Annotated in this window: 25 protein-coding genes and 1 pseudogene; 7 read left to right on the forward strand and 19 right to left on the reverse strand. The window is 64.5% G+C overall.

What is annotated here, in order from left to right; genetic code table 11:
• Positions 1-48: 48 nt before the first annotated feature.
• From FJ986_RS17255 to FJ986_RS17285, 7 genes are read right to left on the reverse strand one after another with little or no spacing between them, the layout of a single operon-like run.
• Positions 49-330: a UxaA family hydrolase gene (locus FJ986_RS17255; RefSeq protein ID WP_140497576.1), complete on the reverse strand. Its 282-nt coding sequence runs from the start codon at positions 328-330 to the stop codon at positions 49-51.
• Positions 327-1226, reverse strand: a complete 900-nt coding sequence (locus FJ986_RS17260) for an NAD(P)-dependent oxidoreductase (RefSeq protein WP_140497574.1) — start codon at positions 1224-1226, stop codon at positions 327-329. Before FJ986_RS17260 ends, FJ986_RS17255 begins: the two co-directional genes overlap by 4 nt.
• A gap of 52 nt (positions 1227-1278) precedes the next feature.
• Positions 1279-2511 (reverse strand): PhnD/SsuA/transferrin family substrate-binding protein, encoded by a 1233-nt coding sequence (locus tag FJ986_RS17265; RefSeq protein ID WP_140497572.1) that lies wholly within the window; start codon positions 2509-2511, stop codon positions 1279-1281.
• Between the two features lie 24 nt (positions 2512-2535).
• Positions 2536-3342: an ABC transporter ATP-binding protein gene (locus FJ986_RS17270; protein WP_140547458.1), complete on the reverse strand. Its 807-nt coding sequence runs from the start codon at positions 3340-3342 to the stop codon at positions 2536-2538.
• Positions 3339-4091, reverse strand: a complete 753-nt coding sequence (locus FJ986_RS17275; RefSeq protein ID WP_140675163.1) for an ABC transporter permease — start codon at positions 4089-4091, stop codon at positions 3339-3341. Before FJ986_RS17275 ends, FJ986_RS17270 begins: the two co-directional genes overlap by 4 nt.
• Positions 4088-4858 carry an ABC transporter permease gene (locus FJ986_RS17280; RefSeq protein ID WP_140675166.1) on the reverse strand — a complete coding sequence of 257 codons (771 nt, stop codon included), beginning with the start codon at positions 4856-4858 and terminating at the stop codon, positions 4088-4090. The genes FJ986_RS17275 and FJ986_RS17280 overlap by 4 nt, the downstream gene beginning before the upstream one ends.
• Positions 4859-4893: 35 nt before the next feature.
• Positions 4894-6090, reverse strand: coding sequence for a UxaA family hydrolase (locus FJ986_RS17285; RefSeq protein WP_140628984.1), 1197 nt, complete (start codon positions 6088-6090; stop codon positions 4894-4896).
• A 141-nt stretch (positions 6091-6231) separates the two neighbouring features.
• Between FJ986_RS17285 and FJ986_RS17290 the strand changes: the two genes are divergently transcribed.
• A complete protein-coding gene (locus FJ986_RS17290) occupies positions 6232-6891 on the forward strand; it encodes a GntR family transcriptional regulator (protein ID WP_140675168.1) in 660 nt (219 codons plus the stop codon).
• The gene (locus tag FJ986_RS17295) at positions 6888-7763 is read left to right on the forward strand and encodes an SMP-30/gluconolactonase/LRE family protein (RefSeq protein ID WP_140675171.1); all 876 of its coding nucleotides are present in this window, start codon (positions 6888-6890) and stop codon (positions 7761-7763) included. The genes FJ986_RS17290 and FJ986_RS17295 overlap by 4 nt, the downstream gene beginning before the upstream one ends.
• A gap of 6 nt (positions 7764-7769) precedes the next feature.
• Here FJ986_RS17295 and FJ986_RS17300 read toward each other — a convergent pair whose 3' ends face one another.
• The gene (locus tag FJ986_RS17300) at positions 7770-8603 is read right to left on the reverse strand and encodes an SDR family oxidoreductase (RefSeq protein WP_246681809.1); all 834 of its coding nucleotides are present in this window, start codon (positions 8601-8603) and stop codon (positions 7770-7772) included.
• 197 nt (positions 8604-8800) lie between these two features.
• Positions 8801-9481: a GntR family transcriptional regulator gene (locus FJ986_RS17305; protein ID WP_224655938.1), complete on the reverse strand. Its 681-nt coding sequence runs from the start codon at positions 9479-9481 to the stop codon at positions 8801-8803.
• Between the two features lie 251 nt (positions 9482-9732).
• Between FJ986_RS17305 and hutH the strand changes: the two genes are divergently transcribed.
• Positions 9733-11229, forward strand: coding sequence for a histidine ammonia-lyase (gene hutH, locus FJ986_RS17310; RefSeq protein WP_140675177.1), 1497 nt, complete (start codon positions 9733-9735; stop codon positions 11227-11229).
• Between the two features lie 43 nt (positions 11230-11272).
• Here the strand turns inward: hutH and FJ986_RS17315 are convergent, their stop codons facing one another.
• From FJ986_RS17315 to FJ986_RS17340, 6 genes are all read right to left on the reverse strand, one after another.
• Positions 11273-11953 (reverse strand): aspartyl/asparaginyl beta-hydroxylase domain-containing protein, encoded by a 681-nt coding sequence (locus FJ986_RS17315; RefSeq protein WP_140525094.1) that lies wholly within the window; start codon positions 11951-11953, stop codon positions 11273-11275.
• Positions 11954-12086: 133 nt separating this feature from the next.
• On the reverse strand, positions 12087-12302 hold the full coding sequence (locus FJ986_RS17320) for a KTSC domain-containing protein (protein WP_140525095.1): 216 nt from the start codon (positions 12300-12302) through the stop codon (positions 12087-12089).
• 164 nt (positions 12303-12466) lie between these two features.
• Positions 12467-13405, reverse strand: a complete 939-nt coding sequence (locus FJ986_RS17325; protein WP_140514469.1) for a sugar ABC transporter substrate-binding protein — start codon at positions 13403-13405, stop codon at positions 12467-12469.
• A 14-nt stretch (positions 13406-13419) separates the two neighbouring features.
• Positions 13420-14415, reverse strand: coding sequence for an ABC transporter permease (locus tag FJ986_RS17330; protein WP_140498090.1), 996 nt, complete (start codon positions 14413-14415; stop codon positions 13420-13422).
• Positions 14415-15413: an ABC transporter permease gene (locus tag FJ986_RS17335; protein ID WP_224617804.1), complete on the reverse strand. Its 999-nt coding sequence runs from the start codon at positions 15411-15413 to the stop codon at positions 14415-14417. Before FJ986_RS17335 ends, FJ986_RS17330 begins: the two co-directional genes overlap by 1 nt.
• Complete coding sequence (locus FJ986_RS17340) at positions 15410-16909, reverse strand: sugar ABC transporter ATP-binding protein (protein ID WP_140675180.1); 1500 nt, start codon at positions 16907-16909, stop codon at positions 15410-15412. Before FJ986_RS17340 ends, FJ986_RS17335 begins: the two co-directional genes overlap by 4 nt.
• 311 nt (positions 16910-17220) lie before the next feature.
• Between FJ986_RS17340 and FJ986_RS17345 the strand changes: the two genes are divergently transcribed.
• The 3 genes from FJ986_RS17345 to FJ986_RS17355 all read left to right on the forward strand — a co-directional run bounded on the left by FJ986_RS17345 (position 17221) and on the right by FJ986_RS17355 (position 20390).
• On the forward strand, positions 17221-17895 hold the full coding sequence (locus FJ986_RS17345) for a GntR family transcriptional regulator (protein WP_140497544.1): 675 nt from the start codon (positions 17221-17223) through the stop codon (positions 17893-17895).
• 177 nt (positions 17896-18072) lie between these two features.
• Positions 18073-19584 carry an altronate dehydratase family protein gene (locus FJ986_RS17350; protein ID WP_140514465.1) on the forward strand — a complete coding sequence of 504 codons (1512 nt, stop codon included), beginning with the start codon at positions 18073-18075 and terminating at the stop codon, positions 19582-19584.
• Positions 19585-19643: 59 nt separating this feature from the next.
• Positions 19644-20390 (forward strand): SDR family NAD(P)-dependent oxidoreductase, encoded by a 747-nt coding sequence (locus tag FJ986_RS17355; protein WP_140497539.1) that lies wholly within the window; start codon positions 19644-19646, stop codon positions 20388-20390.
• Between the two features lie 64 nt (positions 20391-20454).
• On the opposite strand, the gene FJ986_RS17360 is transcribed toward FJ986_RS17355, so the two are convergent.
• The gene (locus FJ986_RS17360; protein ID WP_140675183.1) at positions 20455-20982 is read right to left on the reverse strand and encodes a hypothetical protein; all 528 of its coding nucleotides are present in this window, start codon (positions 20980-20982) and stop codon (positions 20455-20457) included.
• A gap of 77 nt (positions 20983-21059) precedes the next feature.
• On the opposite strand from FJ986_RS17360, the gene FJ986_RS17365 reads away from it, so the two are divergent.
• Positions 21060-21995, forward strand: a complete 936-nt coding sequence (locus tag FJ986_RS17365; protein ID WP_140514460.1) for a LysR family transcriptional regulator — start codon at positions 21060-21062, stop codon at positions 21993-21995.
• A 41-nt stretch (positions 21996-22036) separates the two neighbouring features.
• On the opposite strand, the gene FJ986_RS17370 is transcribed toward FJ986_RS17365, so the two are convergent.
• The 3 genes and pseudogenes from FJ986_RS17370 to fghA form a co-directional block, all read right to left on the reverse strand.
• A complete protein-coding gene (locus tag FJ986_RS17370) occupies positions 22037-23107 on the reverse strand; it encodes a tartrate dehydrogenase (RefSeq protein ID WP_140514458.1) in 1071 nt (356 codons plus the stop codon).
• A 55-nt stretch (positions 23108-23162) separates the two neighbouring features.
• A pseudogene (locus FJ986_RS17375) lies at positions 23163-23288 on the reverse strand (isocitrate/isopropylmalate family dehydrogenase); the annotation flags it as partial.
• A gap of 27 nt (positions 23289-23315) precedes the next feature.
• On the reverse strand, positions 23316-24149 hold the full coding sequence (gene fghA, locus FJ986_RS17380) for an S-formylglutathione hydrolase (protein WP_140675185.1): 834 nt from the start codon (positions 24147-24149) through the stop codon (positions 23316-23318).
• Positions 24150-24478: the final 329 nt, after the last annotated feature.

The following is a 24478-nucleotide window of genomic DNA, read 5'->3' on the forward strand; positions in this document are numbered from 1 at the left end:
TGGCCATAGTCGATCGATAAGTGGCCCTGTTCGGGTGCTGACCCGGCGTCAGCGTCCGCGCAGGCTTTGCAGATTGTGCACGTGGACGTGGTCGCCGGCCGCCACGGCAGCCGTCAGGCGGCCGATCGCCTCGCCGTATTTGCGTATGGTGGAGCCGGCGGCCAGGTCGTGCAACGCCAGCTTATGACCGGCTTGCAACGCGGCGCCGGCCTTGAGGACAACCCCCTCGCGGGCGCCTCGCGTCGTCACTTCGGCGCCTGCCTCGACCGGTTCCACGAGGACAGCCACGTCGTCGTCAGCGTGCAGCACTATGGCTCCAGGCTTGGTCATGCGCCGGCAAGCCGGACCTGGACGCCGGTCGCGTCTTCGCGCAGCTTCAGCACGGCGCCGACATCCTTGCCCGCCATGCCAGCATCCATCGCCTCCCTGAGCACGGCGAGCGTGGCGCCCCCGACCGGCGTCTCGACGCCGAGCGCGTCGTTCATCGCCAGGGCAAGCCGGCAATCCTTGTGGGCAAGCTTGACCATGAAGCCTGGCTCGAAGTCGCCCTTGAGCGCGCGATTGTGCATCGCCACCGCCAATTGCTGGTTCCAGGCCATCGTCGTCTTCAGCACGTTGATCATGGTGTCGAGCGTCAGGCCCGCCTTGGCGCCGGCGACCAGCGCCTCGGAGCTGGCCGTTATCAGCACGCTGGCCAGCAGGTTGTTGGTGAGCTTCATTGCCTGCCCCATGCCGAGCCCGCCGCAATGGATGAGGTCGGCCCCCATGCTCGACAGGATCGGGCGCGCGCGCTCCAGCACGGCGGCATCGCCGCCGATCATCAGCGTCGAGGTTCCGGCGATGGCGTGCTCCACCGTCTTGCCAACAGGGCTGTCGATCATGTCGACGCCGCGTTGCGCCAGCCATGCGCCGATACGCTGGGTGGTCTGCGGGTCGATCGTGCTCATGTCGATATAGAGGCTGCCGGCCCTGAGGCCATGACCGATGCCGTCGGCACCGAGCACGGCGGCCTCCACATCAGGCGCATCCGGCAGCATGGTGATGACGATTTCCGATTGCTGTGCAACCTCGCGCGGCGACGCCGCCGCCCGAGCGCCGGCCTCGACGAGTTTTTTCACCGCCACGGGATTGAGGTCGAAGACCGTCAGCGCGTGTCCCGCCTTGAGCACGTTGCGGGCCATGGGTGCGCCCATGGTTCCAAGCCCGACAAAACCGACTGACGTCATGGATCAACTTCCTTCCCTGAATTACTCTGAATGCGCGTGCCGCCCGAACTCCTCAGGACGGCACTTTCCACTGGTCGAGCTGCCATGCCGGCAGGCCACGCAGATCCTTGGCATTCTTGTCGGTGAAGCCGCTTTCGTCCGGCACCTTGCCCGTGCCCTCATAGGCTTTCTGAAGCAGCGGCGCCGCCTTGCCGAAGGCGGCCTTGACCTGGTCCCAGCTCAGCGCCTCAGGAATCATCTTGCCGGCAACCATGAACTGGGAGATTTGGCTGATTGCCGCCGCATCGCCTTCGGTCGGCCAGATCCAGCCGCGCTGGAAAAGCACCTCGTCGCCGATGACCTTGGCGCCCAGCGCAGGATCGAGCCCCCAATATTTGACAACCGACTGCGAGATCTCCCGCGGGTCGATCTTCTGGAGATCGGCAAGCGCGCGTTGCGCGGCCGTCAGGAAGGCCTGGCCGAGCGCGGCATCGTCGCCGACGATGCGGTCGCTGCAGATCCAGAAGGAACGGTGCAAATAGTAGCCGTCGGGGTAGAATTTCGACTTCTTGACGCCGGGCAGCATGTGGCCTTCGCCCTCGCCCGCGGGTCCGCTGTAGCCGGCCTCGGTATAGCCGAACGAATTCATGATCCCGGTGAGGCCGGTTTCGGCATTCGCCTTGAGGAAGGCCGGGTAGATCACCACCGACGCGTCCATGCCCTCCGGGAGGGACGCGGCAACGGCCTGGGTCGGCGTGTTGACGATGTTGATGCCGAAGGCGCGCGGGTCGGCGTCGCCCAGTTCCTGCAGCAGCATTTGCGAGAGCGCGTTGTAGGGGTCGCCGCCGACAAGCGCGCCGACGGTCTTGCCCTTGAGGTCGCCGATGTTCTTGATGGCGGAGCCCTTGCGGGTCGCCAGCACCATGCGCATGTGGCCCTCACCGACGGTGAGAATGTTGATCGGCTGCGCCTGCGAAAGCAGCCGCACGATCGGGGTGTTGCCCCACATGCCGATGTCGAGATCGCCGGAGACGAAAGCCTCCACCATCGGCAGCGCGGAAGGATAGTCGCGCCAGTCGACTGTCAGGTCGTAGCCGAGTTCGGCGGCCGCCTTCTCGAGCAGCTTTTCGTTGATCATGCGTTGCGTCAGCGGCGAGTTGCCAGCCGCGTAGGGCTGGCGGCCGATTGAGACCTTGGCCGGCTTGCGGTCCTGCGCCCGCACGATCGATGGCATGGCCAGCGCGGCAGCCGCGGCACCACTCAGGACTGCGCGTCGGTTGAATGCGGTTTCCAGAAGTTTCCTCATGACAATCCTCTCCCTGTTGTCGTTTCAGTTCATCGTTGCGCGGTAAGCCTCTTCGCGGATCAGTTCCCAGATCGATTGGCTGAGCCTGGCGAAATCGCCGGAGCGCCGCGTCTCGTCGCCGCGTGGCCTGGGCAGGTCGATGTCGATGACCTGCTTCAGGCGGCCCGGATGGCTGCTTAGCACCGCGACCCGGTCGGCCAGGAACACCGCCTCGTCTATGGCGTGCGTGATGAAGACGACCGTCCGCCGCTCGGCAGCGGGGCGGTCCTGCCCCCAGATGCGCAGCAATTCGTCTTGCAGGATGACGCGGGTCTGCGCGTCCAGCGCCGCTAGCGGTTCGTCCATCAGCAGGATTTCCGGCTCGTTCGCCATCAGGCGCGCCAGTGCCACGCGCTGGCGCATGCCGCCCGATAGCTGGTGCGGGTACTTGTCCTCGGAGCCGGTCAGGCCGACCATTTCGACGGTGCGGTTGACGCGGTCGGCGCGCTGCGCGGGCGAAAGCCCTCGCCCGGCCGGCCCATAGATCAATCCGAACTCGACATTGCCGCGCACGGTGCGCCAGGGAAACAGGGCATAGTCCTGGAACATCACGCCGCGTTCGGCCCCCGGTCCTTCGATCGGCCTGCCGTTCAGGCTCATCGTACCCGACGTCGGCCTGTCGAGGCCGGCGAGCATGTTGAGAACGGTCGTCTTGCCGCATCCGGATGGGCCGACGATAGCCATGAACTCGCCGGCCTTGATGTCCAGCGACAGGCTGTCGACCGCCACCACGGAGGCAGATTCCCCGAAGGATTTGCTGACGCCGTCGAGGCGGATCTTGGCATCGCTCATGGCTGGCTCCACGGCACGGCGAAGGCGAGTGCGGCACGCAGGATGCGGTCGAGCGCGAAGGCCACGATGCCGACCGCGATCATGCAGACCACCATGCCGTTGAGGTTGATCGAATAGGCGTAGAAGACGAACATCATCTGGCCGATGCCGCCGCTGCTGCCGGACTTCGCGCCGACCGCGAGCTCGGCGGCAATGATCGCCGTCCAGGCGATGCCGAGGCCGATGCGCATGCCGACCAGAATGGATGGCAAGGCAGCCGGCAGCAGCACCACCCGCATCCGTGTCGGCGGCGCCAGCCCCATGGTCAGCGCGGCGCGCATCAGACTGGGCTCGATGCGCTTCACGCCCGAGATGGTGTTGATCAGGATCGGGAAGAAAGCGGCATAGGCAACGATGGCAACCGCTGCCCCGGAGCCCGAGCCCAGCCAGAGGATAACCAGGGGCAGGATGGCAAGTGCCGCTATCGGCCGGAAGGTCTCGACCAGCGGATCGAGATTGCGCTCGACGGCCGGCATGCTGCCCATGGCGATGCCAAGCGGTATCGCCAGCAGCGCGGCCGCCGCGAAGCCGGCGAAGACCCGTCCGAGGCTGGTGGCGAGACCGGCCACGAGATCGCCGTCGCGCAGCATGGAAATGGCCGTTTCGGCCACCGTGCTGGGGCGTGGCGCCTGGGCGGAGCCGGACGCGAGAGCTTCCCAGACGACCAGCAGCAGCACGGGAACGATGAGGCGAAGCGCAAACCTGTTCATCGCGCCACCTCCGTCCGCGCCCACGGAGTCAAGACATCAGAGAGCCAGCGCAACCCCTTGTCCGTCAGGAAGCCGAGCAGGCCGATGGCGACGATGAAAGCCATCACCGTCGGCGTCGACAGCATGCTGCGGTAGTATTCGATGGCGTAGCCGAGGCCGTTCGGCGCTCCTACCAGTTCGGCAGCGACGACGGCGGTCCACGAGGCCGCCACCGCAAGCCGTGCCGAGACCAGGATCGCCGGCAGCGCCGCCGGAACGATGACGCGCCGCATGATCGCCCGCCCAGACAGGCCCATCGTGCTGGCCGCCGCGACGAGCCGCCTGTCGACGGCGGCGGCGCCCGCGGCGGTGCCGATCAGCAGCGGGAAGAAGGCGGTATAGAACATGATGAACAGCGGCAGCCGATGGCCGATGCCGAACATGTAGAGCGCAAGCGGTATCCATGCGATGCCGGCTATCGGCCGCAGGATCTCCACCGGCAGTTCGAGCAGATCGTTCCAGAGCCGGCTGCGGCCCATCAGCAGCCCGAGCGGCACCGCCACCGCCGCGGCAGCCGCAACGCTTACCAGCAGACGGGCCAGACTGATCCCTGCATTGCCGAGCAGTTCGCCCTTGAGGGCCGTATCGCGCAGCGCAAGCGCAACCGCGACCGGCGACGGCAAGAGCAGCTTCGAAGGCACGAAGAACGAGCCGACATACCAGGCAAGGACGAACAGGCCCATCGTGCGCAAATACACGAACAGGCTGGTCAGGCGCGCAAAGCGCATTGTCCTTTGGCCGGCATCGTTCGAGGAGATAGCCGTCACAACGAGCCCCGCACGCGGGTCGGAACTTCGAGCCCTTCCCCCAAAATCTCGCCGAAGGTGAGGGTGCCGCCGGCGACATCGAGGATGGTCGCCAGCAGCCGGTTCGCCGCTTCGGCGACGGTTTCGATCCCCTCCGAAACAGGGCTGGCGTCGAAATCGATCTGCTCAGGCAGCCGGCGAGCCGTCTCGCGCCGCGCCGTGATCTTTATCGTCGGCGCGAGCGCGCTCGCGGTGCTGTTGCCTGGCCCGGTTGTGAACAGCATGATCTGGGCACCGGCCGCGGCGAAGCCTGTCATCGATTCCGGCGAGAAGGACGGGCCGTCCATGAGGTAAAGGCCGCCGGCGGTGACCGGCTCGGCCATGCCGAGCACGCCGTCGATGCGGCAAGTTCCCGTCTTGGCCAGGGCACCGAGGGACTTCTCCTCGATCGTGCTCAACCCGCCGCGTATATTCTCCTCGCCCGGATTGTTGCCGGTCAGGCTGTGGCCGGAAGCGGCGGCGAAGCGTTCCTTGCGCTCCACGGCCTGCAGGATCTGTCGTGCCACCGTTGCATCGCGAGCGCGCGCCGCGAGTATATGTTCTGCCCCCAGCCACTCGACGGTCTCACCGACAATGACGGTGCCGCCATGCGAAACCAGAAGATCGACCGCGGCCCCCACGACCGGATTGCTGACCAGACCCGACGTCGCGTCGGAATGGCCGCATTCGATGCCGACCACCAGTTGCGCGCCGGGCAAGTTCTCGCGCCGGATCCGCGAAGCCTCGCGCAGCAACGCCGCGCCGCGCCTGATGCCCTCGCCCATGACCGACAGCATGTCCTCATGCTGCTCGGCGAAGGAAACGCTGGCGACCGGCTTGCCGCAAGCCGAAATGCGGGCCGCGACCATCTCGGTCGTCGCCGAATCCACTCCGACCACCAGAACGGCGGCGGCGTTCGGATTGCGGCCGAGACCGACAAGTTGATCAAGGTGCAGGCCGAGGTCCGGCTCGATGTGCCCCCTGCCCGCGCTCGTCGCGGCCAGAAGCGCGCCTTCGAGACCCGCCGCGATTCGCTCGCTGACACGCAGCGCCAAACCATTGATGCACAGGATCAGCACATAATTGCGGATTCCGGCGCGGCCATCGATCCGCCTGTAGCCACTGAATGGCGGCAGGCCGTCGATTTTGTCGGCACCGGAGGCAGGCAGTGGCATTGGCGTTTCCAAACCGTCGCGAGCGTGGCAATCTCTTCAAATCTCAATATTTGATCAAATGTCGCGTTGGCAAGGGCAAAATTGACTTCTTTCGATCGCCGTGCGAGCAATATTTGCTCAAATCAGGGTAAGCTTGGGTGCATGGCGCGTATTCCCGACGTTCAGAAGCTTCTTCGTGACGACATCGTTTCCGGAGCCATTCCATTCGGGGCAAGGCTGAGGATCGACGATCTCGCCGGCCGTTATGGCGTAAGCCACATGCCGGTCCGCGAGGCCTTGCGCGCCTTGAGCGGCACGGGACTGGTCGTGCTGGAACCCAATCGCGGTGCCAGCGTCAGGACGGTCCACATGTCGTTTGTGATCGACCTGTTCGATATCCGCAGCGCCGTCGAAACGATGCTGGCACGGCGCGCCAGCGAAAGGCGCACCGCCGAGCACCTGCGCGATCTGAATGCCGCGCAGGACATGCTTGAGCAAAGAGTGGCCAGCGACGACTTCCTTGCCGTCCCACATGCCAACAACATCTTTCACGGCGTCATCAACGAGGCGGCCGGCAATCCGGGCGCGCTGTCGATGGTGGATCGCAACTGGCTGCTGGTGGCGGCGATCTGGCAACGCTACGGCTATGACGAGGGGCGCTTCCATGGCGTCATCGACGATCATCGCCACATCATCCGGGCCATAGAGCGCCAGGATGCCGGCTCGGCGGCGACCTTGATGGGCGCCCATATCGAAAAGGCCAAACACGACCTCCTGGCGCGCATCGCCGTCGATCCCAAACCCGATATCGGCCGGCAATGACGGCCGGGTTCGAGGTCGCGGCGTCGACGGGCGACACGCTGGGCGAATCGCCGACATGGCTGGCGCGGGGCGGAGAGCTGTTCTGGGTCGATCTGCGGCGTCCTTGCCTGCACAGGCTGCGGCCCGAGACAGGAGCGGTGACATCGTGGCCGATGCCTGAGGTCATCGGCTCGGTGGTTCCACGAGCATCGGGCGGTGTCGTCGTGGCCTTGCGGCAAGGTCTCCACGCATTTGATCCCGCCAGCGGCGCACTGAGCCTGCTGGCGCGCGTGGAGGATGGGTCGCCCGAGCATCGGCTGAACGACATGAAGTGCGATCCCGGCGGCGGCATAATCTGCGGCAGCATGTGGGACTATGGGCTGCATGCGTCCGGGGCGCTTTACCGGATCAACGCCGCCGGAAGTTCGAGCCGGATTCGCGACGGGATCGCCGTGCCCAATGCGATCGCCTTTGCCCCGGACGGCCGCACTGTCTACTTCACGGATACACGGCAAGGCGACATAGAGCGGGCGGATTTCGACCCGGCGAGCGGACTTGTGGGGCCGTGGTCTCTGTTCGCCGACCGGCACGCGACGCCTGGAAAGCCCGACGGCGCCACCGTCGATGCGGACGGCTTCCTGTGGAATGCGCGCTACCAGGGCGGCTCACTGGCGCGGTTCGCGCCCGATGGCCGGCTCGACAGGCTGGTCCCTCTGCCAGTCACCCAGCCGACCTCCTGCGCCTTCGGCGGTCCAGGCCTGAAGACACTGTACGTAACGACCGCAACGCAGAAGCTGACGAAGGATCAACTGGCCAACGAGCCCCTGGCGGGTTGCCTGCTTGCACTCGACGTCGGCGTGGCGGGACTGCCGGAGCCGGCTTTTGCCGGTTAATCTCGGCTATTGCCAGCCGAGATGACGGCCACCCGTCGCCTGCAGGTCCGCCCCGGTGATGAAACTGCCGGCGTCGGAGCAAATCAGCAACGCCGCTCCCGCCATCTCGCGCGCCTCGCCGGCCCGCTGCATCGGCGCGGACCCCTTCTGGATCTCCGCCCATTTGGCCGCGTCCTCGCGGCGCCAGCGATTGCGCTCGGTAACGACAAGGCCGGGCGACAGGTTGTTGATCGTCACCCCGTGTGGCGCATAATCCTTGGCAAGGTTGAATGACAGATTGTGCTGCGCGCTCTTCAGCGCGGCATAGACGGCGAGATCGGATTCGGGCCGCGTCTGGTTGATGCTGCCGATAGTCAGCACACGGCCCCAGCCATTGTCCTTCATGCTGGGCAAGGCGGCCTGCAGCAATTCGATCGTCGCCTTGAAGTTGATCTGGATCTGGTGCTCGATCTGCTCGGTGGGAAGGTCGAGGAAAGGCGTGCGGTACTGGATCGAGGCGCAGACGACAAGCACGTCGACACCACCCAACGCCTCGATCGCCGCCTGGACACAGCGAGCCGCCTCTCCGGCCCGAGCGAAATCAGCATCGATGGCGACGCCGCGCCTGCCCTTCCCGCGAATTTCACGGACAGCTTCGGCGGCCGCATCCGGCTGCCCGAATGCCACGTCGGCGTCGCGAGCGAAATGGACGGCCACATCGGCGCCCGCCTCGGCAAAAACCCGCACGATCTCACGGCCGATGCTGACGCTGCCGCCGGTCACCAAGGCGCGCCGGCCAGCCATCGTGAAGCGCTCGGCAAGAGCCAGCGCATTCTGGATGTCGATCTCTTCCTTTTGCACCGTCAATAGCCCAGCCTTTCCAATTTGATCACACTTTTCTTTGGAGTGCTCTTCAAAACGCATTTTCAGGGAGAAATCCAGAACCAATTCTTCCATTTGATCAAATCAGGCAAGCTGAAAAGCAGCGTCCCTGGCGGCAGCGGCTAGACGAAGGCGTACAGCCCGTCACGCGCGCCCATCGGAATTGGACAAAGATTCTAAGATTTTCGCGACAGACCGTCGCCTTCTATGGCGTTGACCAGTGTCTCGCTGCCTTGGCGCAGATGCTGCGTCAAAACGCTGACGGCCTCGCCGGCGTCGCGTCGCCGGCAAGCGGCCAAGAGGTCGCGATGCTCCGTCTGCGAGCGGGCGCGGTAGTCGAGGTTCGACAACAGGATACGGACGTAGCGGTCGGCCGCATTATGGTGCGCCTCGATCAGGCCGAGCAACCGGCGATTGCCGCAGGCGTCATAAAGCGCCAGATGAAAGGCCCGGTTCAGCACGCCCCACCTGCCGACATTGCGCTCGGCATCGATCTGATCGAGCACCTGTTCGGCCTCGTCCAGCTTGCCGCCGGGCAGGCCGGGAATGGAGAGCCGCAGTGCCTCGCACTCGAGCAGTTCGCGCACGGCATAGATCTCTCGGATCTCGTCGCCGTCCATTCTGGCGACGTGCGCACCCTTTGTCGGGTGGATGGACACGATGCCTTCGGCCTCGAGCTGACGAAGCGCGTCCCGGATCGGCATCCGGCTGAAGCCAAACTGCTCGGCCAGATCATCCTGGCGCAACGTCGTGCCGGCCTTCAGAGTCCCGCTGGCAATGGCCTCGCGCAAGACATTGGCGACCTGCTCGGCAACCGTTTGCGGCCTCTCGATCAAGCCTTCGCCAAATCCGCGCAATCCATGCTCCCATTTCACGTATCGTCAGCTTAGGGGAAAGCTTCATTCTCGGATATAGGTATCCATGTGTACGAGAAGAGTTGCAAGCCGGCGGCGATGCGCCCGGCATGGACGCGAGATCGCCGCGGCGAAACCTTCGGAACGGGAATGGCTTGCAGTTTGGCCCGCGCGGAAACAGCAAAACTGGCAGCCGCAAGCCGCATGCGGCCAGGCCGGCGCGGCATTGGCGGCAGCGATCATGGGGGCAGGATATGACACTCAGAATGGTAGTGCTTGACGGCAAGCCGCCCAGTGCGGCTGATGTGGCCGAGGTCGCACGACGCAATGCCCGCCTCGAGTTGGGTGGTCAGGCGATGCGCCGCATCCGCGAGAGCCGTGCGCTCATCGAGCATCTCACGCAACTTGGCAGGCCCATGTATGGCGTCACCACCGGTCTCGGTGCGTGCGTGGATACTCCGCTTGCGCAGGCCGACCTGATCGCGTTCCAGCATAGCGTACCGCTCAGCCACAGTATGGGCATCGGCCCCGCCCTTCCGACGGAGGCCGTGCGGGCCCTTATGGCCGCAAGGATTTCAGGCATGGCGGCCGGCGGCACCGGCACCTCCGAACATGCGGTCATGGGCCTTGTGGCGGCACTTAACGCCGGGGTCCATCCGGTGATCCCCAGTTGGGGATCAATCGGGGCGGCGGACCTTGCCGCCCTCGGGCATATGGCAAGGGCGCTGCGCGGCGACGGCGAAGCGGAGTTCCAGGGCAAGATCATGCCGTCCGCCGAGGCGCTGGCTCTCGCCGGGCTCGAACCACTCAACCTGCGCGAAAAGGACGGCCACGCCATCATCGTCGCGAACAGCCTTTCGACTGGAACGGCATGCCTGTGCCTGGAAGACGTCGCCCATCTCATCGACTGGTCGCTGGCTGCCGTGGCCCTCAACTATGAGGCATTCCGCTCATCCGTCAGCGCAATCAGCGAGGAGGCGCTGTCAGCCCGCCCGGCATTCGGCCAGCGCGAGATCGGCGCGCGTCTGCGGGCGGAACTGGCGGGAAGCGGCCTGTGGGAGGACAACGCCGCGCGGCGTCTCCAGGACCCGCTCAGCTATCGCTGCGTGCCGCAGGTGTGGGGCGGCCTGCTGCATGCGTTCGAACAGGCGAAGCTGGCGACGGAGATCGAACTGGCTCATTCGGGCGACAACCCGGTTATCCTGCCGGAGATCGAGCGGGTCGTCTCGAACGGCAACTTCGACCTGACGGCGATGACGCTGGCCTGGGAACAGCTCGGCCAGGCGCTTGCGCATTGCGCGGTCGGCACCGCCAACCGTTGCATGAAGCTGATGTCGCCGATAACGGCGGAGCTGCCGCGCTTCCTGTCGGCCAGGGGTGGGAGCCGCCAGGGCTACGCGGAGCTGCAGAAACCGCTTGCCGCGCTGGAAGTCGAGATCCGGCACCTCGCCAACCCGATGTCGCTCAGCCCGCTTGCCGTTTCGGACGGCATCGAGGATCAGTCGTCGATGGCCCCGCGCGTGGTGGCCAAGACAGCCGAAATCGTCGAGCGGCTGCGTTATCTCGTTGCGATGGAACTGATCTTTGCGGCTACGGGGGTGGAATTGCGCGGTGTCGTCGACGGCATGGGCGACGGACCGCAGCGCACCTTCGCCGCCGTGCGCTCCCTTGTCAGCCCGCTTGACGACGACCGCGAAATGAGCACGGACATGACACGGATCGCACGGATGGTGGCGGGCCCACGCGACTGACGCGCCAAGGCGCTCGGCGAGCCCATGGCCCGCGAGCCTCTCCTCACGCAGAAAAGGACACGCCTCTGCGGCGCATGCCTGCCTGCACGCCGTGGACGATCAGGCGTGACAGGATTTCCATGTCGCGCGGCATTCGTGGACGCCAGATATCCAAAAGCAGGGCCACGCGAGGCTTGTCGGCGTTGTTTGTCACTTCGTGAGGGAACGTGTCGTCCCACAACAGACACTCGCCGTCGGCGATCCGCCTCTCCTGATGATTGATCATCATGACCGTCGCCGGACGACCATCTGCCTGTCGAGGGATTACCAGGCCGAGATGGAACCTCATTATGCCCCTGAAAGGGCCGCGATGGCTGGGAATGTGCTTGCCCGGAGCCAGGAAAGAGATCGCCGCCGACTTCACCTCAGGGCATTCTGCAAGCAGCCGGTCGAGGACCGGCATTCGCGCGAGGTTTTGCGGAACCGCGACATCGTAGGCCTTGAGCACGAACATACGCCAGTCGCGACCGTCATTGGCCGAGATGTCGGCCTGTTCAGGCATGATGTCGTGGAAGCGGGGCGCCTTGCCCACGGCAAGCGCTTCGTCGCGGATGGCCTGCCAGGCGGCCGTGAACTTGGTGGCGTTTGGAAATTCGCTGGCGGTATCGAGGATCGCCGGCGCGTCGATGCGCTTTTCGTAGATCCGCCGCACCAGACCGGATGCAAGATCGTAAACTTGAGACATTTCATGGCCTCGAGGACATCATGAAACGGATATCCAGCAATTAAGTTGCTGATCTTGTTCGGCGTATGCCTGTCAGCACGAATTCATGACCGACGAACAGTCCCGCGATACCGCGCTTTGTTGCTGGCGTGCGTCAGCGTTCGGGGGCGCGTTCGACCAGACGAAACCTGTAGCGATCCCGTATGAACTCATTGAAGAAGCGTCCCTTGGAAGAGGCGGCTTTGAAGGCAGCGTAGGTCTCGGGCTCCACGTCTTCGTAGTCATAGCGGTTTCCGCTCGGTACGAACCAGACCGAAAGCACCCTGGTGGCGGGATGGTACTGTGTGCTGCGGATGGCCGTAGAAGGCATTGGCGTTCTCCCGGATGGATAATCCGGGGCGCAAACGGAAGTTCCAACTGTGCCGCGCAGCCTTGGCTGGCAGGCCTTCCTATAGTGAGCAGCGCAGCCGGATCGTCCGTCCGCGCCAGAAGACGAAGGAGCCGGCCCGGTTCTGCCGAGCCGGCCCCAAGGGATCAGAACGCCGGCTCGACCGCGTTGACATTGTCCTTGGTGACGACCGTCAGCGGGATCGGCAAACGGTCCTTGACCTCCTTGCCGTCCATGATCTCCGCCATGGTGTTGATCGCCAGGCGGCCGTCCTCAACCGGCGACTGCACGATGGTGGAGTACATTTCGTTGGTGCGGATCGATTCGAACGCATCCTTCTGGCCGTTGATGCCGACGATCGGCGGTGCCGCCTTGGACGGATTGGCCTCCTTCCAGGCGTCGATGAAGCCGCGCGCCATGGTGTCGTCATTGGCGTAGACGCCGCTGATCTGGTCGCCGAAACGGGTGATCAGGTCGCGGCTGACCACCAGCGCCTTCTGCTGGTCGAAATCGGCATTGACCGTATCGAGCACCTTGATGTCGGCGCTGGTTTCCTTGAGACGATCGGTGAAGCCGCCGACGCGGCCGATCGTCGTGCCGTTGCCGGCCTGGCCGGCGATGATGACGACGGAACCCTTGCCGCCAAGCGCCTTGCTGAGCGAGTCGGCCGCAAGCTTGCCTTCCTCGTAAACGTCGGGCCCGGTGAACGACTTGATGAACGGCTTGGCATCGTCGCTCATCGGCGAGTTGATGAGGATCGCGGGAATGTTCGCCTGCTGTGCGCGGGCCAGGCCCGGTATGTAGGCCTGCGGGTCGAGCGGCCACAGGATGATGCCGTCAACCTTGCGCGCGACGCAGGTGTTGAGCTGCTCGGTGCCCTTCTGGACGTCGAAATCCTGGCTGAGGCTCAGGATCTCGATGCCGAGCTCGCCGGCGCGCGCCTGGAGCGCCTTGTTGGCCGGCGTCGCATAGGCATGCGAATCCGCGGCCGTGACGTAGCAGACCGTCTTTGCACTGGCCCAGCCCGTCGAGGCCAGTATTACCGCCATGGCGGTAATGTGGAGCATGCTTTTCTTGCCAACCATAGGTTTCCTCCCGATCATGTATTTCCTCCTTGAGTGATTGGATTGTCGCGAATGAGCGCGGGGCCTGTGCCCGGCGCCCTCCCCTTGGTAGTCACGGCCCGATCGAGCACGACAAGCAGGATCAGGATAAGCCCCGACACGACCTGCTGGACGTATGCGGGAACGGATTGGAACTCCATCGCGATGGTCAGCGAGCCGATCGTCAGCACGCCGCCAAGCGTGCCGAGCGCGGATCCCTTGCCGCCTTCGAGGCGGGTTCCGCCGACCACGACCGCGGCAATGACGGCGACCGTCAGTTCCGAGCCGAAGACGGGCGAACCGGTGTTGGTGACGAGGCTCTGGAGAACGCCTGCGAGACCGGCGAGCGTCCCGGCGAAGACGAAGCCCAGAAAAACGATGCGATCGGAAGCGATGCCGCTCTCCTTGGCTGCCGCCGGATTGGACCCCACCGCAAAGACATTTCGGCCCGGTATTGTACGCGTCAGCCAGACATGCAGCAGCACGATCAGAACGATGAACAGCGCACTGCGGATGGTGAAGATTTCGAGATGGATCTTGGCGAACGCCAGTGAAAGCATGATGTCGGTGCCGGTCACCGGCTGGCTGTTGGTGATCCAATGCGCGAGCGAGCGGAAGATCAGCATCGTCGCCAGCGTCAGCACCAGCGAGTTCACCTTCAGCCCGACGACCAGCGCGCCGTTGATGGCGCCTGCCAGCATGCCGACCAGGATACCGACAAGTGCGGCAGGCAGGATGCCGATCTCGCGCTGCAGGATGACCGACATGATCCCCGCCAGCGCGAACACCGCGCCGCCGGAGAGGTCGATCTGGCCGGCGACCAGAAGCACCGTAAGTCCAATGGCGATCAGGCCGATCGTCGCCGCCCGGTCGAGGCCGAGTCCGAGGGTCGATGCGGAGAAATAACCCGGAACCGCCAAGGCGGAAATGATCAGCGTCAGGCCGAGGATGATCACCACCCTGTGCCGCGAGGCAAGCGCCAGGAACCTCATCACGCCACCCCCCTCTTGCGCAATGCCGCGTCCATGCCGACGGCGCCGACGATCAGGATGCCGAGGACAAAACCCTGGATCGGCGTGCGCACGCCGTCGAGCACCATGACGTTGGTCAGAAGCTGCACGAAGATCAGGCCCGCGATCGCCCTCGGCACCGAGCCGAAACCGCCGATAATCGACACGCCGCCGACCACGACCGCGGTGATGGCGCTGAACTCGTAGCCGGCGCCGATCAGCGGCCGCGCGCTTTGCAAGGTCAGGCCCAGCAGGCCGCCGCTGACGCCCGAAGCCAACGCCGTGATCACGAACGCACCGGCCTTCACCGCTCGCACGGGCACCGCGCTCGCCTCGGCGGCGCTGTAATTGCCGCCCGTGGCGAGCGTCCACCTGCCCCAGAAGGAGCGCGAGAGGACGAAATGCCCTATGAGAGCGATCAGGAGGAAAATCAGCACCACGACCGGGACGCCGAAGAGCCGGCCCTTGGCGAATTCGGCCGAAGCGGGATTGTTGCCATAGACGATGACGCCGCCGACAGTGGCCTGCACGATGCCCAGCCCGATGGTGCCGATGCCGAGCGTGGCGATGATGGGATTGATACCGACATAGCCGACCAGCACGCCGTTGAGCAGGCCGATAAGGCCCGCAAGCGCCACCGCCAGGACGAAGGCAGGAACCGGCCCGATCATTGGCTGCAGCCCGAGCGAGAGGATGGCCCCGCAGGCGATGGTGGCCGGCACCGACAGGTCGGCCAAGCCGCCTGCCACAAGCACGAAAGTCATGCCGACAACGACGATGCCGACAATGGACATCGAGGTCAGGACGTTGAGCAGATTGCCTGTGGTGAAGAAGGCGGGGCTGACGAATGAGCCGTAGAGCACCACTGCAAGGATAGCGAAGCCAAGCCCCGCCTTGGACAGGACATCGGCAAGCCTGCTGCCGCGCGTGAAGCGGTCATTGCGGTTCGCCCCGCTGGTCTCCATGGCCGCATCAGTCATGCAGCCTCCCCCGTCGCCAGCGCCATGATGCGCTCCTCGCTCAGTTCGGCGCGGGCGAGCGCCTCCGATGCGCGGCCGTCGCGCATCACAACGACGCGATCGCAGACGCCGAGGATTTCGGGCAGTTCCGACGAGATCATCACCACCGCCATGCCGTCGGCGACAAGCCGGCCGATGATGCTGTGGATCTCGGCCTTGGCGCCGACGTCGACGCCGCGCGTCGGCTCGTCGAGAATGAGCACGGAGGGCTTGGCCGCGAGCCATTTGGCGATGACCGCCTTCTGCTGGTTGCCTCCCGACAACAGGTTGATGCGCCGCTCCCCGTCGGGCGGCGAAATGGAAAACTGCTTCACATAGGTCGTCGCCAGCGAACGGTCGGCGCTGCGCCTGATACGGCCGAAGCTGGTCAGACGCCGCAATATCGACAGGCTGATGTTCTCGCGGACCGACATGCCCGGAATGATGCCGTCGCCCTTGCGGTCCTCGGGGACGTAGGCGATCCCGGCTCGCACCGCCTCGGAAGGAGAGTTGATGGCGACCTTGCGCCCGTAGACGCTGACCGTTCCCTCCACCAGCCGCGACAGGCCGAAGATGGCGCGTGCTACCTCGGTGCGACCCGCCCCGACCAGTCCGGTCAAGCCCAGTATCTCCCCAGCGCGCACATCGAAGCTGACATCACTGAAATGCGCCCCGTCGCCGATGCGTTCGACACGCAGCACGGACTTGCCGATCGCGGCCGGGCTTTTCGGGAACACGTTGGCGACCTCGCGGCCAACCATCAGCCTGATCATCTCGGCCGCGGTTATGCCGTCGATCGGACGGGTCTCGATCATTGAGCCGTCGCGCAGCACGGTCACCTCGTCGGCGATCTCGAGAACCTCCTTCAGCCTATGGCTGATGTAGACGATGGCGATGCCGTCATCGCGCATCTTGCGAAGGATCCGGAACAGCGCCGCGGTTTCGTGCTCGCTCAGGCTCGATGTCGGCTCGTCCAGCACGATGATCCTGGGCTGCGCCGCATAGGCCTTGGCGATCTCGACCAGTTGCTGCTGGCTGATCGACAGGTCGCCGAGCCGCGCGCGCGGGTTGATGGCCGCGCCCAGCTCGTGGAGGACGGCGGCGGCCTTCCTGACCATTTCGCCCTTGTGCAGCCAGCTCCATTTGCCGGGCATGCGGCCGAGATAGACGTTCTCCGCGACGGTCAGGTCGGGAACAAGATTGATCTCCTGGTGCACCATGCGAATGCCGAGCGCCTGGGCGTCGGCGGGACGCCGCATGGGCACTTCGGCGCCGCCGACGAGGATCGTGCCGGCGGTCGGAGCGTAGGATCCGTTGAGCACCTTCATCAGCGTCGACTTGCCGGCGCCATTCTCGCCGACGACCGCATGGACGGTGCCGAACCGGACGGCGAAATTGACGTTCGACAGGGCCTTCACGCCGAGAAAAGTCTTGGAGATGCCTCTCATGTCCAGGGCACAATCGGCGGCGGCACTCATCTAGGCTTGGTCCTTCCTGGTAGCATGCAGGCATCGTTATGTTAGTATAATGCACTTCCAGGCACGGTTCGGCCCACCTCGAGCCGGCCCGAAGGCCCCTTTCAGCGCATCCGCACCAGGCACTTCACCATAGGCTGAAAATCACGCAACGGGCGGCACTATTGCACTAATATAATAGTTCTGGCAAGCTGGATCTGACCGCTCCCGTCACTGGCGTCGGATCGCAACGAACCCGGCGTCGCAAGCAGGTGCATTCCGTTTGACATTCGAATAATTTTGCCATTTCAGGTGGACGAACGATGGGATTTTCCATGGATCTAGATCCTTCGACCCTCAATCGAGCCCTCCCGCTGCGCGACCAGATCTACAACAAGATCCGCAACATGATCGTCGTCGGACGGCTGAAACCGGGTGAGGTCATCAATGAGATCGCAATTGCCGAAGCGCTGGGCGTCTCGCGCACGCCCGTGCGCGAAGCGGTCAAACGCATCAGCGACGAAGGGCTCGTCAAGATCCTGGCGCAGACCGGCACCTACGTTGCTCCCATCAGCCGGGCCGACCTCGAGGAAGCCTATGTCATCCGGCGTGCATTGGAGATGGAGAGCGCCAGGCGCGCCGCCGCCAAGCTGACGCCGGCTGCCTGTGAATTGCTGGAAGACAACATGGCCGCGCATAAGCTCGCCATTGCGCGCGGCAGGTACGCCACAGCGATTCAGCTCGACGACGTCTTTCACCGCACCATTGCTGAAATATGCGGCTTGCCGATGATCTGGCGCGCCGTCGACATCTCAAAGGCGCAGATGGATCGCGGCCGCTATCTCGCCATTCCGAAGCCCGGCTATGGCGAGCAGACGATCGAGCAGCACGAGGCCATTCTGGACGCGCTGAAGCGTCACGACGCCGAGGGCGCCGCACAGGCAATGGAGCATCACCTCGAGACGTCATTTCGCAACACGCTCGAAGTCGCCGCCGAGCTTCTCGACTGACGACCTCGACTGAGCGCTGAGACGGGCGGCGCAGGTTTGAGGTCCCGAACCTGGCATCCGACCGGCTTGCCGATGCCTGGTGAGCCGTGTTCGCAGCTTGACCGTTGACAATCTATTATATTAGTATTCCGATCCATTCGGCGGCATTGTGCCGGCGGGGCTTTTTCAGAGTTCGTAATGGCGCGGTTCATCCAGCTTTCGCATGCCGACAACATCCTTCTGGCGGTCGATCCGTTGATGATCGGCGACAAGGCAGGCGACATCCCCGCGAAGGCGCGCATACCGCGCGGCCACAAGATGGCGATCCGCGACATCGCTTCGGACGAGCCGGTCGTGAAATACGGACAGACCATCGGATTCGCCCGCGGGCCGATCGCCGCCGGCGATTGGGTTCACGAGCACAATGTATATCTGCGCAATTTCGAACGCGACTATCTGTTCGGCACCAACGCCAGCCAAACGCCTGTCGTCCCTGAAGCCGAGCGCGCGAGCTTCATGGGTTACCGCAGGCCGAGCGGCAAGGTCGGGACGCGCAACTTCATCGCTGTCCTGACCTCGGTGAATTGTTCGGCCAGTGTCGCCCGCTTCATCGTGGAAGAGGTCAACCGCTGCGGCATCCTGCGCGACTATCCCAATGTCGACGGCGTGATCTCACTCGTCCATGGCACTGGCTGCGGCATCGACACCAAAGGCCCCGCTTACGACCTCTTGAAGCGCACGCAGTGGGGTTTTGCCACGAACCCCAATGTCGGCGGCGTGCTGATGGTCGGGCTCGGCTGCGAGGCGTTCCAGATTCCGCGCTGGATGCAGTCCTACAACATCGAGGAGAGCACGACCTTCCGCACGATGACGATCCAGGAGACCGGCGGCACACGCAACACGGTCGAGGCCGGGGTCAAGGCGATCGTCCATATGCTGCCCATCGTCAACGCCGCGCAAAGGACGCCACAACCGGCCTCCGAACTGGTGCTCGCGCTGCAATGCGGCGGGTCGGACGGCTATTCCGGCATCAGCGCCAATCCGGCGCTTGGCGCCGCCGTGGACCTGCTTGTCGCGCAAGGCGGCACGGCGGTGCTGTCCGAGACGCCGGAGATCTACGGCGCCGAACATCTGCTCACCATGCGTGCGGAAAACCGCGCGGTCGGCGAGAAGCTGATCGAGCGTATCCGCTGGTGGGAGGACTACACAGCCAAGCACGACATGGAGATGAACAACAACCCGTCTCCCGGCAACAAGCTCGGCGGGTTGACGACGATCCTGGAGAAGTCGCTCGGCGCGTCCGCCAAGGGCGGGACGACCAATCTGCGCGCGGTGCTGGAATATGCCGAACCGATCAACGAACGCGGCCTCGTCTTCATGGACACGCCCGGCTACGATCCGGTTTCGGCAACCGGCCAGGTCGCCGGCGGCGCGAACATATTGTGCTTCACCACCGGGCGCGGTTCGGCCTTCGGCTGCAAGCCGACGCCCTCGATCAAGCTTGCCTCCAATTCCTTCATTTTCGAGCAGATGCGCGAGGACATGGACATCAATTGCGGGGACATCCTCGACGGCGTCACGCTGGACGACAAAGGCCAGGAGATCTTCGCAGAGATCCTGCGCGTGGCATCGGGTGGGCGTACCAAATCGGAATCGCTGGGCTACGGCGACAATGAGTTCGTGCCCTGGAATCTCGGCGCCACCATGTAGCGACATCGCCCGCCCGCAACGGGCAACCTCAATTCACTCAACCAGAAAGAACGCTCGGCATGAACAGGATCGATCTAGACGGCCAACACGCCGTGGTCACCGGAGGCGCGCAAGGCCTCGGCTTCGCGATGGCCAAACGTTTCGTCGCCTCCGGCGCGACGGTCACCTTATGGGACGTCGACGAGGCGCGCCTCGAAGCGGCCAAGCGCGACCTTGGCAAGGCCGCCACGACCCTGGTCGTCGACATTGCGGATTGGGAGACGGTGGACGCCGCGCGGGCAAAAACCGAGGAGAGCGCCGGCAAAATCTCCATCCTGGTCAATTCTGCCGGCATTGCCGGTCCCGCCGCCCCGCTCGACAGCTACGACATAGAGACGTGGAAGAAGATCATCGACATCAACGTCAACGGCACCTTCTACGTCAACCGCGCCGTAGTGCCCGGGATGAAGGCGCGCAATTACGGGCGGATCGTCAACATCGCTTCCGTCGCTGGCAAAGAAGGCAATCCCAACGCCGCCGCCTATTCCGCTTCGAAGGCGGCGGTCATCGGCATGACCAAATCGCTCGGCAAGGAGCTCGCGCAATATGACATTGCAGTCAACTGCATCTCGCCGGCCACCGCGCAGACTCGAATCCTCGAACAGCTCACGCCCGAGCACATCGAATACATGCGCTCGCGCATTCCACGCGGCCGTCTGCTGGAGGTCGACGAGGCCGCCGCCATGGTCGCTTGGCTCGTCTCAAAGGAAAACAGCTTCACCACCGCCTCGACCTTCGACCTGTCGGGCGGGCGCACGACCTATTAGTCGAATACCCGCGCGCCGCGAAGCGTCTGCGCCGCGGCGCGCCGGTACACCGGCACTTGCTGCCTCACGGAGATGCGGCCGCGTCGCCTGCGAAGACTCGAGCTGCCTGGATCTGGGGGCGCACCATCAGGTAGAACGCGACGACGTGCGTGATCATCAGCAGTGGGACATAGATTACGGGGATCGCGTATGCAGCACCCAACTGCCCCGCCAGCTCAGGAAGACCGGCTTGGCTGCCGTGATAATAGTCGACGGCGATATCGATCGTCCCCACGAGATTGAACGCGACGACGGACAACCAGAACAGCGGACGTATCCTCGTCGTCAAAAGCGCCAGCATGGCCAACACTCCGGTTGCGAAGTCGCCATAGGCGGCGAAGGTGGCGAAATCAGCCGGCAAATCGCGCCCGACGACGCCTGGAACGATGAAGACAAGCCCGAAGAAGCGGAAGCTGTGCAGCGTGGCGATGGCACGTTGCGCCTCGATCAGGTTGACGGATCTGAGCCGGGGCAAGACATACACGCCGACGCAGAGCAGCCAAGGCACGTAGCCTAGAGCGAGATGTAACAGGAAAATGGTTGCAGGCGACATATGGCCTCCCAAGAGATGTAAGGCGCAATTTACGCCCGCTTCCAGCGGTCGACTATTCGCGATAATGTTGACGGGGCATGAAGCAGAACTTCACAATCCGGAAAGGTGCGCTCGACGGCGTGGAGGCGTTCCTCGGCGTCGCGCAACACCGCAGCTTCCGAAAAGCGGCCGCGGAGCTCGGCGTCACGCCATCGGCGATCAGCCAGGCGGTGCGCGCGCTCGAGGTGCGCGTCGGTGCGGCGCTCTTCATGCGCACGACGCGCAGCGTCGGCCTGACCGAAGCCGGCGAACGGTTCCTTTCGCGCGCAAAGCCCGCTTTCGAGGAACTGGTCGCCGCAAGCGAAGTCGCACGTGAACTTGGGCAGCGGCCGACCGGGCTGTTGCGCCTCTCTGTGCCGCGCGCCGTGGTGCCGATCCTGCTGGAGCCGCTGGTGGCATCCTTTTGCCAGGCCTATCACGAAGTAGAGGTGGAGATCGCCGCAAGCGGTGAGCTGGTCGACCTGGCGGCCGAGGGGTTCGACGCCGGCATCCGGCTCGGCCAGTTCATCGCCGCCGACATGGTCGCGGTTCGGCTGACGCCGCCGTTCCCGCTCGTGGTCGTCGGCAGCCCTGGCTATCTGCGCCGGCAGAAACGGCCGGAGCGCCTCGACGATCTGCGCGGCCATGCCTGCCTGCGCATGCGCCGCTCCAACGGATCGATCGCGCCTTGGCCCTTCATCGACGGCAACAAGACCGTCGAGGCAATCGTCTCCGGGCCGCTGGTCGCGCATGATTACCCGACACTGCTTGGCGCGGCGATCCAAGGTGTCGGACTTGCACAGGTGCCAGGCCCTCTCACCGAAGCCCCGATTGCCGATGGCCGGTTGCAAGCGTTGCTCACGCCCTTCGCCGTCACGACGCCGGGCGTTTTTCTGTATTATCCCGACAGACGCCAGGTCTTGCCCAAGCTGCGCGCGTTCATAGAGCATGTGAAATATCGGGGGACGGACGCCGAAGGCGCGCGAACTCCCTGAGGCCACCGCCCTCGGTGACGTGCTTGCCTGCTCGTGCCGCGCTAATTGGCGAGAAGGGCCGCGATCACCGCGGCGGTAACCTCGGCGGTGCTCGCGGTGCCACCGAGATCGGGGCTGAGATATTCCGCCCGGTCCGTGACAAGCTCGATCGCAACCATGAGGCGCCGCGCGGCGGCCTGCTCGCCGAGATGCTCAAGCATCAGGCTCGCCGTCCAGAACGATCCGAGCGGATTGGCGACGCCCTTGCCGGCAATGTCGAAGGCCGAACCGTGGATGGGTTCGAACATGGACGGCCGGCTGCGCGAGGGATCGATGTTCGACGTCGAGCCGATGCCGAGTGATCCACCCAGCGCGGCGGCCAGGTCGGAGAGGATGTCGGCATGCAGGTTGGTCGCCAAAACCGTGTCGATGCTGCCGGGCTTATTGACCATGCGCTGGGTCATGGCGTCCACCAGCATCCAGTCGACGCTGAGACCGGGATAGTCGCGAAGCACGCCGCGCACGACTTCGTCCCACAGAACCATGCCGTGACGCTGCGCATTCGACTTGGTGACAACTGTCAGAAGCTTGCGGGGGCGCGACAGCGCAAGCTCGCAGGCGAAACGTGCGATGCGTTCTATCCCGGCGCGGGTAAAGACGGCGACATCCATGCCGACCTCGATAGGCAGTCCGCGATGGGCGCGACCACCGACGCCGGCATATTCGCCTTCGCTGTTTTCGCGCACGATCACCCAGTCAATCTGCTTGCCGAGATCGGGCCGCAACGGGCCGGTCAGCCCTGGCAAGAGGCGCGTCGGCCGCACGTTGGCGTATTGGTCGAACCCCTGGCAGATGGCCAGGCGCAGCCCCCAGAGGGTGACGTCGTCGGGAAGGTTCGGATCGCCGACCGAGCCGAAATAGATCGCATCGAAACCCTCCAATTGCCCGAGGCCGTCCTGCGGCATCATGCGGCCGTTGCGGCGGTAATAATCGGAACCCCAGTCGAAGCGCTTGAAGTCGAAGGCCAGACCCGGCTCGACAGCGGTCAGGGCTTCCAGCACCTTCACGCCGGCTTCGACGACCTCCGGCCCGATACCGTCACCGCCGATGACGGCGATCCTATGCGAGGACATTTTCAGTTTCCTTCTCGATGGCAGCGACGATGGCGCCGCGGTTGTGGCCAAGTCATTGCAGCAGCATGCGGGTGGATTCGATCATCGCATAGGGATTGACGATGCCCTTGCCGGCGATATCGGGCGCGGACCCGTGCGCCGCTTGCGCCGTGGCTATGTCGCCTTCGCCGATGCACAGGCCCTACCGCTGATGATGCCCGGCGGTTCTTCAGCCTAGCCGAGCGGCATGCCACTTCAGGTGATCGTCCATGAAGGTCGAGATGAAGTTGTAGGAATGATCGTAGCCTTCCTGCATGCGCAAGGTGAGGTCGATGCCGGCCTTCTTGCAGGCTTCATCGAGCAGCCACGGACGGAGGCCTTCGTCAAGGAACCCATCGGCCGTGCCCTGGTCAACCAGGAACTCGCCAAAACGGCGGCCGTCCTCGATAAGCAGCGTGGCGTCATAGGCGCGCCAGTCCCTGTCGTCGGCGCCGAGATATTTCTCGAGCGCAGGCCGCGACCAGCCAGCAGTCGTCGGCTGAACGATCGGCGCGAAGGCCGAGCAACTCCTGAAGCGGTCGGGGTTCTTCAGCGCGATCGTCAACGCGCCGTGTCCGCCCATCGAATGCCCCGATATGCCCTGGCGCGCCCTGTCGGCAGGAAAGTTCGCGCCGATCAATCCCGGCAGCTCGTCGAGGACGTAGGAATACATACGGTAGTTCCTGGCGTAAGGCTGCTGCGTCGCATCGACATAGAAACCGGCGCCGCAGCCGAACTGCCAATTATCCTTCTCGTCCGGCACATCGGCACCGCGCGGGCTGGTGTCGGGGCAGACCACGATGAGACCAAGCTCGGCCGCCAGGCGCCGGTACTCGCCCTTGTCCATGACATTGGCATGAGTGCAGGTGAGACCCGAAAGATACCACAGCACCGGCACCGGCCCATCCTTAGCCTGCGGCGGCACGAAGACGGCAAAGGTCATGTCGCAGGCGCAGACCTCTGAAGCGTGCGAATAAACACCCTGGACGCCGCCATGCGACTTGGACGTGGAAACGACTTTCATCAACTCTGCCTTTTCGTCATGACCTTTCCGTCCGACATAGCTGCCGGCCGCCGCACCCGCAACCTTCAGCCCTGCAAACAGCACCGGCGGCGTAACCGAGGTGCACCTTGGTCACGCCGCCGGTCGACGCCGGACTTTGGGAACACGCCGACCTGGCCGGGAGGCTGGAGGTAGCGAAAAGTCCGGGCATTTCTGTGGCCCGCCTTCTCAAGCCGACAGGGCTCCTGTCGGTCCAAGCGGGGATGTCCTCGGGCCCGCGGCGTGTGGCCGCCCTCAATAAACCACGACACTCCTGATCGACTTGCCCTCATGCATGAGGTCGAACCCCT

It is taken from the genome of Mesorhizobium sp. B1-1-1 (genome assembly GCF_006442955.1).
Lineage (GTDB): Bacteria > Pseudomonadota > Alphaproteobacteria > Rhizobiales > Rhizobiaceae > Mesorhizobium.